We start from the raw sequence: 11,908 nt of genomic DNA, 5'->3' as shown, positions 1-11,908 counted from the left end.
TCCGTTACATCCGTTACAGAATCCGTTGCCGAACTTCCTTCTTCTCAACTTTCATCAAGCTTTTTAAGAGCCATTTCGAGCTCGGCTGTCAACAATCGTGCTTCTTTTTTACCACCGCCACCATTGGCATAATCCGCCACGGAAATCGGAGAACCGATCGCAATTTTTACCTGAGCACCCCATTGAGGAATGCGCGGGCGATAGCGGATACTCATCGGTACAATTTTCACCCCCAAACCCGGTTTGCTCAACTCTGCTTGCATTGCCAAACGCGCCAATCCCGGCTTAATCGGATGAACTTCGCCATCCTGAAAAATGCCGCCTTCGGGAAAAATCACCAACATTTCCCTGTCGAGGAGTAGTTCCACCCCATAACGGAGACTGCCAATTGCCGGATGCTTGAGATCCACAGCAAACCCGCCCAAATGTCTGATGAACCAACCTTGCACTCCTTTGACCTCATCAGCAGTTACCATAAACCGCAAATCGCGTCCAGTCACCTTCTGTCCCGTTGAATAGGGCATCATTAGGGCATCCCACCGGGAGCGGTGCGTAGGGGCTAAGATGACAGGCCCGTCTTTCGGCAAGTGCTCCTGTCCGGTTATCTCAATCTTGCCAAAATGAAACGGTAGGACAACATAGTGACCTAGCGGATAGAGCAAGGAGGTTAACCAAGGAGAAACGCGAGAGGTATTAGATGCTACCTTGGCAGGCATTGGCTTCACTAGAGATGATTTACTGGACTCAACGGCGATCGTGGCGGTGTGGGGCATAGCAATTAAGCTGCTTTATCGAGATCTAAAGTCTAAAGTAAGGTGTTGGCCAAATCTTTAGTTTTTAGATCGGGACACTTTTGCTATTGGCCTTGTACCGATCGAGCGATCGCGCCCGCAAGAGATAATCTCTAACAGGTAAAACCTCAACCAACCGGACAGCACTAATGCAGAGCAGTCGGCCGCCTCGAAAGCTTGAGCGGGCAATTACGGATCTATTATTCCAGTTAAAGAGTCAATCGATTTTAGATTTTAGATTTTAGATTTTAGATTAAAGAATTGAAGCATTGACCCCACGGATAAATTCGGGGGCTTCTTTATCGGATACAGGTTTTTTATTTCTCCACGGATGAATCCGGGGGCTTGTATCCTGGATGCTTTCCGTCAATTTCGATTAAACCTCCCCCCGAAGAAAGTAAAAAATTTTACCTGTTAATTTTTCCGCCGCCCTTCAAACCAAGAAAGCAACTGATCGCGACAAACAGACTCCATAATACCGCCAAGCACCTCTAAGCGGTGACACGAATGCGCGCTATCGGGAATATTAGCCGCAGTCCGAATCGTGCCAGTTTTCGGGTCATCTGCTCCGTATACCAGCAGACCAATCCGAGCTTGGACGATCGCACCAGCGCACATCGGGCAAGGTTCCAGCGTTACGTAGAGCGTGCATTGGTTGAGATGCCAGTCTTGCAAAACTTTGCCCGCAGCCCGCAAAGCCAAAATTTCAGCGTGAGCAGTCGGATCGCAGTCTCGCTCTCGCCGGTTTTGCGCTTCGGCAATCAATTTGCCACTACCGTCAACAATTGCAGCACCCACGGGTACTTCACCAGCATCACCGGCTGCTTGTGCCAGTTCCACAGCCCTAGTCATCCAGCGTTTGTGAATAAAATAAGTAGTATCACTAATAGATAATGGCTCAGCTTTAGAATTCACGTCATGCCTAAGTAACAGAAAAACTTAAGATCGATAAAGAAAGTTACATTACAGCTTAATCGAGAGTCTTTAATTATGGACACCACTACGATTACCACTGAAATTGTTGAGCTGTTGTGCCGCATTAGTCGGCAAAAGCTGCGCGAACAAGATATCACTCCTTTGGTAGTGTTTCTGACTGCTCTGATTTCCATCCTGCGCGGAGTGATGATTATTGATAGGACGATCGCAGTTGAAGAAGAAGAACGGCTGCAAAAGACTCTCAAAGCCTTTGCCAGCGGCGACCGCGATCGGGTAGAACTAATTCAGCGCCTTGTCAAAGGAATCTCGAAACAGCAGGTTTACTTCAACCCCACGGAATTGCTAACCCTGACAGCTTTGTTCTCAGAATCAGAAAAGCTGTTGCTCATCGGTTCCGGCTACGAAATGTCAGCGGCAGACGGACACATCGATATGCGGGAGCAAATGTACTTACAGTCGATCGCAAATCGGCTCGGCCTCGACTCCAGACACATTGCAGTCATAGACACTTTATTTACTAAAGAAGGAACCCTCGACTCAGAAGCTTTTGCCGAAGTTCAAGCTTTACTCGACCCCAGCGAATTCGAGTCCCGCGATCCGGTATTTGGCAAAGCAGCAAAGCACTTGCTGAGTATTTTACTCCGCAAATAATCCAGCGCATATAAATTTTGGGGCAGTAAAAGTAGTGAGAGGAGTTCGAGGATTTGACGCTGTTTCCATTTGACATGGTACTTGGGCGCTCTTACCCTCAAAAACCGAGTTGTTTAACCGCTACCAAGAGCATTGCACGGCGTATGTTCGTAAAAAGCCTGGTTTCTGCCTAAGCCCCGCTTTATTTTTTTTTGCAAGAGTCGATCGACCCTTGTATCCCATTGAACCGAATGCCTCTAAAATCTAAAAGCGACTTGTCGCTGCCTTGATTGACCCAGCTCAATCTCAAATCTCAAATTGATTGATTATGCAAATTGAATGGCAAACCGCCAAAACCTACGAAGACATTCTCTATCACAAAAGCGGCGGCACCGCCAAAATTACCATCAATCGACCTCACAAACGGAACGCTTTCCGTCCCAAAACCGTGCAGGAACTGTGCGATGCCTTTACAGATGCCCGTGAAGACACAAAAATCGGCGTTGTGCTTTTCACCGGTGCGGGGCCTCATACAGACGGCAAATACGCCTTTTGCGCCGGCGGCGACCAAAGCGTGCGCGGTACGGCGGGATATGTAGACGAAGGTGGCATACCCCGGTTGAACGTGCTCGACTTGCAGAAGTTGATTCGCTCTATGCCCAAAGTTGTAATTGCTTTAGTTGCAGGCTACGCAATTGGAGGCGGTCACGTTCTGCACTTAATTTGCGACTTGACGATCGCTGCTGACAATGCTATTTTCGGACAGACCGGCCCCAAAGTCGGCAGTTTCGACGGTGGTTTCGGAGCTAGTTATCTTGCCAGAGTCGTCGGCCAGAAAAAAGCCAGAGAAATTTGGTTTTTGTGTCGCCAGTACAGCGCGCAGCAAGCCCTAGAAATGGGTTTAGTCAACTGCGTCGTGCCCGTCGAACAACTAGAAATAGAAGGGATTCAGTGGGCTGCGGAAATTCTAGAAAAAAGTCCGATCGCGATTCGCTGCTTGAAATCCGCTTTTAATGCCGACTGCGACGGTCAAGCCGGTTTGCAAGAACTGGCGGGAAATGCCACTTTGCTGTACTATATGACGCAAGAAGGCGCCGAAGGCAAACAAGCCTTTTTGGAAAAACGGCAACCTGATTTTAGTCAATATCCTTGGCTGCCATAGCTGGATGGAGAAATCAGTTTTTTTATGCGCTCATATTAAAGTAGATGCTGCTGATTTTTCTGATTTAGTAAAGCCCAATGCACCCGATCGTCCAAAAGTGTCAGTATTGATACCAGTTCCCAAAAAGAATGAAACTGCTTTCCCAGATCCAAACCATGATAATGATCAGTGATTTCCCAATCGAAAATCGAAAATCGAAAATGGTGTGAGCAGCAGGGCAGCCGACTAACTAGACCGAGACTGCTGCTGCCGATTTTTCGGTTAACGTTGTGCCTGTAAGCTGGCAGGCATGGCGCTCAGAAAGAGTGACGGTAGCATCCTGCAGCGTCAGAGTTGGTTCTTGCCACAGTCCAATTTCTTCTATGTTTTCCCAAGATGACCTAAAAGGCGAAACCGCTAAAGCACAAGCTTTCCAGTGACTTTGAACCGGGCCGCCTAGTAAAGCGCAAACACCCCCGCGTCTGCCCTCAGGGGTATAGTGACGGCAGTGACCACAAGCTGAAGTTAAAGGTGAAGTTAATGAGGTTTGCATAAAAGTTCTTAGGGAAATCATTTTCATCTCTAATTCTCCTTTGTTGAGCTAGCAGGTTTTAGAGCATCCCAAGCTTTATGCTGTCTGGGTTGTAGCGATCCCCGGAGCATAATTAAATTTTATAATTTATTTATAATCTCGTTATATATAGAAACAATTGGCTCTGTGCTTGCTCATTGTATAGGTAAAAACACAGGTTAAAAATTTATAAAGCAGTTAGGGATCAAGAAAAAGTACAAATGCCCAACAAGTATGAGAGGTTACAAATAAGCAGTAGCTCAGGATACAAAAAGCTGCTGAGAGTTTCGGTAAGCTGCCTCCGGGACACACCAACAATTAAGTCTTAAAATGAAAATGAAAAGATAACAGCAGGCGATCGGGCCCCTGTTGCATTGACGCCAAAAGTAGCTAATCATAAAATAGGCAAGTTTTCAAGCTTCTTGTTTATCTTTACAATCAAAACATTATTAATTCAGAGGCGATAGGAGTTTTGCTAATGAGTAAGCGTTCTTCGGTTGAATCCCCAAATCATCAATCTTCTTCAACCCCAATCAAGCCTGCTTTGCAAGCAGTCCTGGGGAGTCTAGATGTAAACCTAGAAGCAGAACTGACAACATACAGAAGGCACCGGCGGCGGGCAGAACAGTGGGTGTCGCCCTCAGTTCGTACCGGCAAGCAAACAGCCACAACCGAGCAACAGCTACCCCAAAATTTGGCGCCGGAGACTGCGGAGGAAAGCCAGCAGCCGCTATCGCTGCCCCTATCCCTTGCCGGCACTCAGGGCGATGCCCCGCTAGCAACTACCAGGGGTGGCACAAAATTATCTAGCAGTGTCTTCGCACCCAACAATTATCTCGAATCAAGCGAAAAACTGATCGAAAGTTTGGACGAGTCAAAAGCTGAGCCTACGGTAGAACGAAGTTTAGCCGCCAGTTTGTTAACTCCCTTGGGACTGAGTTCGATGCTGCTGTTTTTGCTGTCGTGCACCGCTTTGGGCTACGCAGTCATGTACCCGTCAAATCTGGTTAAGATGGCAGGCCTGAACCGTTTTCTCGATCGCACCTCATCCTCTCCAAACGACAGTCCCGCCTCTACTTCCATCTCAGATACCAGCACCAAGGAACTGCCGAAAGCTCCAAATCTGGTATCCAAAGAATTTGTCGAGCTAGATTTGAGCACTCTCAGCAATGTCAAGCCGACAGTCAGCCCGATTCCTTCCCCGTCACCAAAAGCCTCAATCCCGCCAACTCCGCCAGCGCCTCCGGGCCCCAGCGGGGCTGTGCCGATTCCTACAGAAGACGGCAACCTGGCCAGAGGCAGGGAACAAGGACTCAACAATCTGAGTACGGCTTTGCTGCCCACTCCCAGCCCCAGCGCCGCGCAGCCAGTGCCGACACTGCCGACACTGCCTCCAACACCATCCCCAGGCCAGCCTGCAGCCACATCCCCGGCGACAGCATCGCCAGCCGCCGCATCGCCAGCCGCCGCATCCCCGCTGGGAAGGCCTGCACGGGCCGCTGACGGTTTTTATTACGTTGTCACCGATTACACAGGCGAAAAATCGCTGCAGCAAGCCAGAACCGCAGTTCCCGATGCCTACGTGCGGAACTTCTCAAAGGGTGTCAAGATCCAAATGGGGGCTTTGAACGATCCTGCCTCAGCAGAACGTTTGGCGAAAGAACTCCAAGAAAAAGGGGTGAAGCCACAATACTATCAGCCATAAATTAGGTAAAGGGTGAAAAACTTTAACTAAATTGTTAGACAAAGCTAGACAATGAGGAATGTTTTGTCTAACACAAAATTGGTTTTGTAATTGTCAATTCCCAGTCCTAAATCTAAAATTTAATAAAATCGGGAGACTGGCAAAATGGGATTATTCGATCGCCTATGGCGAGTGATTCGAGCCAATATTAACAGTTTGGTCGGGGCTGCAGAAGACCCCGAAAAAATTCTGGAACAGGCTGTAATGGATATGCAGGAAGATTTAGTGCAGCTCAGACAAGCTGTGGCAGGAGCGATTGCAGCTCAAAAACGCACTGAACGCCAGTGCTCCCAAGCTGAGTCTACAGCAGCAGAATGGCATCAGCGGGCGCAGCTAGCTTTGCAAAAAGGTGAGGAAAATTTGGCGCGGGAAGCTCTGACGCGCAAGAAATCTTATCAAGAAACGGCAACGGCGATGAAAGCCAGTCTGGGACAACAGAACGCTGTTGTGACTAAACTTAAAGAAAATATGCGGACTCTCGAAAGTAAAATTTCCGAGGCAAAATCTAAAAAAGATATGTACATTGCCCGAGCTCGATCGGCCGCATCGTCGGAAAGACTTCAAGAAATGATGGGCAATCTCAGTACCGGCAGTGCTTTGAGCGCGTTTGAACGGATGGAAGAAAAAGTCATGCAGCTAGAAGCTCGCTCCGAAGCAATCGCAGAACTCGGAACTAATGATTTAGAAAAGAAGTTTCTCTCTCTCGAAGGTGCCGACGATGTGGATACCGAGTTGGCGGCGATGAAAGCACAAATGCTTCCGGGCAACAATACACCCAAATTGCCGTCTAGCGAGCCGCCCGCATCCTGAACCCCAGGCAAAAGAACAAGAGTAGGGACGAGCAAAAACTTCTCAACAGCCTAGCTAGAGATGGCTCGAAGCCTGTTGGGGAATTCCCGGATCGAAGTTAAACTCAACTAGAATAGCAGGAGTCCCGCACTCTACGTCAAAGGTGAGTGTCGGGAGGAATGCGCGGCAGATTGAGGGGTTCGATACCCCCAAAGCTGCCAAGACGCTACAATAACAATAGCAAAACTTCACTGTTTGAAAATGTCCCAAGTTCTTACAGTCTCCTGCAAATTGGAAGTATCGCAGCAGCAGGTTGAAAAGCTGAATGCGGTACTGACTGCCTTTGCAAAATGCTGTGAGTACGTGAACACCCATACACCCGAAAAGCTGACGAATCAGATTGCTGTTCAGTCCTTGATTTACAAGGAAGCGCGATCGCATTCTGGGCTGTCTGCTCAAATGACGATTCACGCAATTCGTAGAGTTTGCGTTAATCGCAAAACGGCAAAGCAAAAGGTTAAGCCCGTTAAGAAGTTTGCCCCCACTTCTGCCACTTACGACGCGAGAACTTTCACCTTCCGCGAATCGGATTGGTTGGTCAGCTTGACCATGCTCAAGGGCAGAGAAAAGTTTAAGCTGCACATTGGTAATTACCAAAAACACTTGCTGCAAGGACAAGACCCCAAAACGGCAACTTTGGTAAAGCGCAACGATGGCAGCTTTTATCTGAACATTCAGCTTGAGTCTGAGCCACCAGAGAAACAAAAGACTGATGATGTCTTGGGTGTTGATTTGGGACGCACAGACATTGCTTGTACATCTGCTGGAGAGAAATTCAGTGGCAAACAGGTAACACAAGCCAGAGACAGATATAACCGTGTACTGGCTTCGTTACAGCGTAAAGCGTCCAAAGGCACAAGGTCTACTCGTAGAAGGGCGAGACAGATTTTGCAACGGTTGAGTGGACGAGAACGGAGATTCCAGACATGGCTGAACCATACCATCAGCTATCGACTGATCCAGCAAGCCAAGACATCAAATCAGGCTATTACCCTGGAAGACTTGACCGGAATCAGAGAGCGTACCAATGAACTGCCACGGTCTAAAACAGAACGGAGACGCAGCAATAGTTGGGCGTTCTACCAGTTGCGCCAATTCCTGACCTATAAAGGCGTGAAATTTGGCGTTGATGTAAGACTGGTTGATCCGCGCCATACCTCGAAAACTTGTCACTGTTGCAAGGTGATTGGCAATCGCCGAGGTAAGCGGTTTGAGTGCCTGAATGAGCGATGCGGATGGATTGGCGATGCCGATGTGAATGGAGCAAGAAATATTGCTACTTTGGGGCAGATCGTAAACCTGCCCGGAGGTTCCGAGATAATGTCCTGCTCTTTGCAGGAAGTTGTCTTGAGGGCTACTAAAAGTCCGCACTCTATGCAAAGCATGAGTGTCGGGTAGTTTACTAGATAGGTGCATGAATAAGCTTGCCTGCATCACTTTACTCGATCGCTTTAAACTGGATTTATCTGTCTGCAAAAATTGCCAAAAACTAAATCGCACTAAAAATCTGACAAGAGTGAATTTCACAACTGCGGGCTAGGGCTATCAAGCCTGCTTTCCGCCTACTTCGTACACCTCACCCAGGAAAAATAGCATTATGGGATTATTTGACCGCATTAGCCGAGTCGTCAAAGCCAATCTTAACGATCTGGTCAATAAAGCTGAAGACCCGGAAAAGATTTTAGAACAGTCCGTTACGGATATGCAGGAAGACTTGGTGCAGTTGCGTCAGGCCGTTGCCAGCGCGATCGCCACTCAAAAGCGTACCCAGACTCAGTACAATCAAGCTGAATCTCAGTCTAACCAGTGGCAGCAGCGCGCCCAACTAGCCCTGCAAAAAGGAGACGAGACTTTGGCCCGGGAAGCGCTAGTTCGCAAAAAGTCTCACGCTGAAACGGCTGCTACGCTAAAAGCCAGTCTGGATCAGCAATCGGCTCAGGTGGAAAGTCTCAAGCGCAACTTGATCGGTTTGGAGAGCAAAATTTCTGAAGCTAAGACTAAGAAGGATATGCTCAAAGCGAGGATATCCGCTGCTAAAGCTCAGGAACAGCTCAACAATACCATTGGCACCTTGAATACTGGCAGTTCAATGGCAGCTTTCGATCGCATGGAAGAAAAAGTTTTGCAGATTGAAGCTCGCGCGGGGGCGTCGGCAGAATTGGCCGCCGGCAGCAGCAATTTAGAGGAACAGTTCCGCTTGCTCGAAAGCGGTGGTGATGTTGACGACGAGTTGGCTCAGATGAAAGCTCAACTGACCGGGGGTTCTGTGTCTCAAGGTCAATTGCCTGCAGCAGGTAAAACGGCAGCAGCTAGTAGTTCGGAGTCGAGCCCGGTGATTGACGCTGAGTTGGAAGAATTGCGATCGCAGCTCAATAAAATGTAGTAATCTCTATCAAAATTTACCTATTTCTCAGATCGCAGGTTTGATAGAATGCTCCGCCGACCTACAGGGCTAGCTTGGGAGGTCGGAGTTTTTTTAGTAATTTTTGAATACACAAAACAGGATTGCTGTCAACTATCTTTATATTGACTTAAGAAATTAACTCTTTAAAAAGTGATAAAGTAATTTTATTCCTTGCAAGAGGTCTAGCTAGGGAGGTAAGAGTTTTTTAGTAATTCTTGAATACACAAAACAGGAGCGCCGTCAACTATCTTTATATTGATTTAAGAAATTAACTCTCTAAAAAGTGATAAAGTAATTTTATTCCTTGCAATTGCGTCGGCCGCGCCCGATCGTAAGTGTAAATAACTATCAAATATCGCTAATCTGTCATGCCCGTGCAATTTTCTAGAGGCTTTTGTAAAATCAAGTTTTTCAAAGCATTAGCACTTGGTTTTTCAATTGCAGCTATTTGTCCCGCACTGCTATCAGCTTTAAGTGTTAACGAGTCGATGGTTACTACCGACTCAGGGGTGCAAGCGCCCATTTTACAGGATAATTTACTGTCTCAATTAAAACTAAATCAAGAAACAGCAGGCGATCGCGATCGGCTTCGTGATTTATACTCTGGTTCAGAATTAGATAGAGGCAGTAAAGAGCAAGAAAATAGCATCCCGGAGTTTGATCGATCGACCCAAAGTGAGCCTGCAGAAACTCTCCCTCAATTGCCGAACCGAGGAGAAAATAGACACGAATTTCCGATTCCTAACCCGCGGCTGCCAAATCCGGCTCCTCTCCCATAACCCGCGACACCAAAGCCCTTGCTTTCAGGCGAACAGCTTTTGCCGCCTGCTGTTCCCCCACTGGCACAGCCTGCAGAATTGCTAAGATTCCGGGTACGATAAAGTTGATCGATGGGAAGTAGTTGGCAATTGATTTACCGCGAGCCGATCGTGCAAAATCCCAGAAAAGAAATCGCGATCAATATTGGTACCCGCAGTCGAGAAAGCGATACATCTTTGCTGCGAAAGGATTTTCCACTGTCGCCGGAAGCAGATAATCGGGGTAGAAATCCGGTTGCGGTCCTGAGGCTGTTTCAGGATTTTACTCAAAGGGGAGAGAGAGATGTCTTGGCGACGCGATCGCATTTCACTCCTGGGAATGGCAGCATTTGGCGGTACGGTGAGCCGCAGCAGCTCAGACAGTCAATTTTTGACTTGGCGGGGGTGAATTACATTAAGTGCGGTGGTTGGCTCCTGAGACGCTGCTGCGGGCGGTGATGTGAAATTGCCTGAGGCAGAGCTTTTGGCGATCGAACCATTCGGTATAGGAGGGTCAGACACATTGCGGGGCTACCATCAGGATGCAATGCTTGCCGATAGCGGGATTTTTTATTCAGGCGAGTTGCGGTATCCGATGCAAGCGCACCGACGACAAACAAGGAGTTTTGCAGGTGACGCCGTTTGTGGATTTTGGCAATGTTTGGAATCCCAGGGAAAGCGCGGTTTTGGAAACGAATAGTTTGCTGTCAGCGGGATTGCACCTGCGCTGGCTGTACAGCGAAAGGTGCAATGCTCAGCTTGGGCTGGGGAATTCCTTTGATTGGTATTAAGTCGAGCAACACGAGTTGACAAGAGCGTGGGCTGTATTTTTTTGTATAATTCAAACCTTTTGAGGAAAGCAGTCGTTTTGTCATTGGCGGAACTGAGCAATTTCGCTATATAGTAATAATTATCATTTGGCACTCATCGTTAGGTGCCAAAAGTGTATTTTACTGATAATTTTTCAATAAAACTATGTCTAGGGTACGGTTGCTGCTTTTAAGTTCTTTTGCTGCAGGTTTTGGGCTTTGCTCAATCATTTTGGCGATGTTTACGATGACTTCCCGGCTGTCATTTACATCTTTTTTTACCTTTGTTTTAACTTTGGTTTTTTTTGGAATTAATCTGCTTTTTGCTTTGCATTATTATACATCACTTACTAAGCAATTGAGTGTTAAAAATAAAAGGAAAGCGAGAATTTAGCGGTTGTGAAGCAGAAGCGTAAAAAGGCATGAAGAGTTCTTTATGAAATTTGAAGGGAATTCAGGAAAACGCCTCCGGGTTAGGAAAACTATCTAGCTGTAAGCCATAATTATTTAAAGTCTAATTATTTAGGAGGTGCGATCGTGGTTATTACTCAAACCAACCCGCCAAATCTTCCAGATGCGACAAAGACTCGCTTTACTCCAGAGCAATACCGGGGATCGAGAAAACAGCCGAAGAAAGTCACGAATACTGTAACGGAGAGATTATCGCTATGCCAGGAGGTTCCCCCGCTCACAGCCGTATTGCGGTAGAAATTACGACTTTTCTTAATGTGGCTCTGCAAGACACAACTTTTTAAACCTACAACGGAGACTTACAAATTTGGATTCCTAGCTTCAATCATGGAACTTATCTCGATGTTCTGGTAATTGATGACGAACCGGAATTTAATAGTAGTCGCACGGATAAACTTCTCAATCCTTTACTGACTATTGAGGTTATTTCCCCCTCTAATGAAGGCTACGATTGAGGTAAAAAGTTGATAAAATATCGCTCTATGGCTAGTTTTTGTGAATATCTACTGGTTAGTCAAGCTAAACCCTATATAGCAATCCTAAATCATTATCATAATTATGGTACAATTATATGCAATACTAGAGGATGACAAAAAAAATGAATAACTTACAACTTCCACAAAAAGATATGGACAAAGAAATAGCCCAATTAGAATCTTTCATTAAAAGCGATATCGATGCCAGAGAGCTCAAACGAGCAATAGCTGTAAGGATGGCGCTCTCAGGTAATATCTACAATGAGAGCGGCAAAATATTAGGTGTAAG

At 46.9% G+C, this 11,908-nt stretch carries 14 protein-coding genes; 10 read left to right on the top strand and 4 right to left on the bottom strand.

Translation table 11 applies throughout. The features are described 5' to 3' along the window. Positions 1–44: 44 nt before the first annotated feature. Together QUA38_RS10245 and tadA are read right to left on the bottom strand one after the other, a co-directional pair. Positions 45–773, bottom strand: a complete 729-nt coding sequence (locus tag QUA38_RS10245) for a lysophospholipid acyltransferase family protein (RefSeq protein ID WP_333161412.1) — start codon at positions 771–773, stop codon at positions 45–47. A gap of 432 nt (positions 774–1,205) precedes the next feature. Continuing rightward, on the bottom strand, positions 1,206–1,706 hold the full coding sequence (gene tadA / locus QUA38_RS10240; protein WP_333161410.1) for a tRNA adenosine(34) deaminase TadA: 501 nt from the start codon (positions 1,704–1,706) through the stop codon (positions 1,206–1,208). Positions 1,707–1,781: 75 nt separating this feature from the next. On the opposite strand from tadA, the gene QUA38_RS10235 reads away from it, so the two are divergent. Both QUA38_RS10235 and menB read left to right on the top strand, forming a co-directional pair. Next, complete coding sequence (locus QUA38_RS10235) at positions 1,782–2,378, top strand: TerB family tellurite resistance protein (RefSeq protein ID WP_333161408.1); 597 nt, start codon at positions 1,782–1,784, stop codon at positions 2,376–2,378. 307 nt (positions 2,379–2,685) lie between these two features. Next, positions 2,686–3,519, top strand: coding sequence for a 1,4-dihydroxy-2-naphthoyl-CoA synthase (gene menB / locus QUA38_RS10230; RefSeq protein WP_333161406.1), 834 nt, complete (start codon positions 2,686–2,688; stop codon positions 3,517–3,519). Positions 3,520–3,748: 229 nt separating this feature from the next. Here menB and QUA38_RS10225 read toward each other — a convergent pair whose 3' ends face one another. Then, a complete protein-coding gene (locus tag QUA38_RS10225; RefSeq protein WP_333161404.1) occupies positions 3,749–4,051 on the bottom strand; it encodes a hypothetical protein in 303 nt (100 codons plus the stop codon). A gap of 496 nt (positions 4,052–4,547) precedes the next feature. On the opposite strand from QUA38_RS10225, the gene QUA38_RS10220 reads away from it, so the two are divergent. Both QUA38_RS10220 and QUA38_RS10215 read left to right on the top strand, forming a co-directional pair. Then, positions 4,548–5,774: an SPOR domain-containing protein gene (locus QUA38_RS10220; RefSeq protein ID WP_333161402.1), complete on the top strand. Its 1,227-nt coding sequence runs from the start codon at positions 4,548–4,550 to the stop codon at positions 5,772–5,774. Positions 5,775–5,918: 144 nt separating this feature from the next. Next, on the top strand, positions 5,919–6,623 hold the full coding sequence (locus tag QUA38_RS10215) for a PspA/IM30 family protein (protein ID WP_333069846.1): 705 nt from the start codon (positions 5,919–5,921) through the stop codon (positions 6,621–6,623). A gap of 54 nt (positions 6,624–6,677) precedes the next feature. Here QUA38_RS10215 and QUA38_RS10210 read toward each other — a convergent pair whose 3' ends face one another. Continuing rightward, entirely contained in the window at positions 6,678–6,977 is a 300-nt protein-coding gene (locus tag QUA38_RS10210; RefSeq protein ID WP_333161400.1) for a hypothetical protein, read from the bottom strand. On the opposite strand from QUA38_RS10210, the gene QUA38_RS10205 reads away from it, so the two are divergent. From QUA38_RS10205 to QUA38_RS29315, 6 genes are all read left to right on the top strand, one after another. Continuing rightward, complete coding sequence (locus tag QUA38_RS10205; protein WP_333161398.1) at positions 6,966–8,060, top strand: transposase; 1,095 nt, start codon at positions 6,966–6,968, stop codon at positions 8,058–8,060. The two genes, QUA38_RS10210 and QUA38_RS10205, sit on opposite strands and share 12 nt — an antisense overlap. A gap of 199 nt (positions 8,061–8,259) precedes the next feature. After that, positions 8,260–9,045: a PspA/IM30 family protein gene (locus QUA38_RS10200; RefSeq protein WP_015176249.1), complete on the top strand. Its 786-nt coding sequence runs from the start codon at positions 8,260–8,262 to the stop codon at positions 9,043–9,045. A gap of 389 nt (positions 9,046–9,434) precedes the next feature. Then, entirely contained in the window at positions 9,435–9,845 is a 411-nt protein-coding gene (locus tag QUA38_RS10195) for a hypothetical protein (RefSeq protein WP_333161396.1), read from the top strand. 111 nt (positions 9,846–9,956) lie between these two features. Continuing rightward, complete coding sequence (locus QUA38_RS10190) at positions 9,957–10,322, top strand: hypothetical protein (RefSeq protein WP_333161393.1); 366 nt, start codon at positions 9,957–9,959, stop codon at positions 10,320–10,322. 1 nt (position 10,323) lies between these two features. After that, a complete protein-coding gene (locus tag QUA38_RS29320; RefSeq protein ID WP_445305042.1) occupies positions 10,324–10,563 on the top strand; it encodes a ShlB/FhaC/HecB family hemolysin secretion/activation protein in 240 nt (79 codons plus the stop codon). Positions 10,564–11,277: 714 nt separating this feature from the next. Next, positions 11,278–11,427, top strand: coding sequence for a Uma2 family endonuclease (locus QUA38_RS29315; protein ID WP_445305044.1), 150 nt, complete (start codon positions 11,278–11,280; stop codon positions 11,425–11,427). Positions 11,428–11,908 lie beyond the last annotated feature (481 nt).

The sequence above is a fragment of the Microcoleus sp. Pol12B4 genome, assembly GCF_036701385.1.
GTDB lineage: Bacteria > Cyanobacteriota > Cyanobacteriia > Cyanobacteriales > Microcoleaceae > Microcoleus.
Note: the sequence above shows the minus strand (reverse complement) of the source record. Positions and strands in the feature narration are given on the sequence as shown.

Coding starts and splice junctions, on each gene's coding strand:
- QUA38_RS10235 (WP_333161408.1), top strand. CDS start 1,782: ATGGACACCACTACGATTACCACTGAAATTGTTGAGCTGTTGTGCCGC.
- menB (WP_333161406.1), top strand. CDS start 2,686: ATGCAAATTGAATGGCAAACCGCCAAAACCTACGAAGACATTCTCTAT.
- QUA38_RS10225 (WP_333161404.1), bottom strand. CDS start 4,051: ATGCAAACCTCATTAACTTCACCTTTAACTTCAGCTTGTGGTCACTGC.
- QUA38_RS10190 (WP_333161393.1), top strand. CDS start 9,957: ATGGGAAGTAGTTGGCAATTGATTTACCGCGAGCCGATCGTGCAAAAT.
- QUA38_RS10200 (WP_015176249.1), top strand. CDS start 8,260: ATGGGATTATTTGACCGCATTAGCCGAGTCGTCAAAGCCAATCTTAAC.
- QUA38_RS10220 (WP_333161402.1), top strand. CDS start 4,548: ATGAGTAAGCGTTCTTCGGTTGAATCCCCAAATCATCAATCTTCTTCA.
- QUA38_RS10195 (WP_333161396.1), top strand. CDS start 9,435: ATGCCCGTGCAATTTTCTAGAGGCTTTTGTAAAATCAAGTTTTTCAAA.
- QUA38_RS10215 (WP_333069846.1), top strand. CDS start 5,919: ATGGGATTATTCGATCGCCTATGGCGAGTGATTCGAGCCAATATTAAC.
- QUA38_RS10210 (WP_333161400.1), bottom strand. CDS start 6,977: ATGGGTGTTCACGTACTCACAGCATTTTGCAAAGGCAGTCAGTACCGC.
- QUA38_RS10245 (WP_333161412.1), bottom strand. CDS start 773: ATGCCCCACACCGCCACGATCGCCGTTGAGTCCAGTAAATCATCTCTA.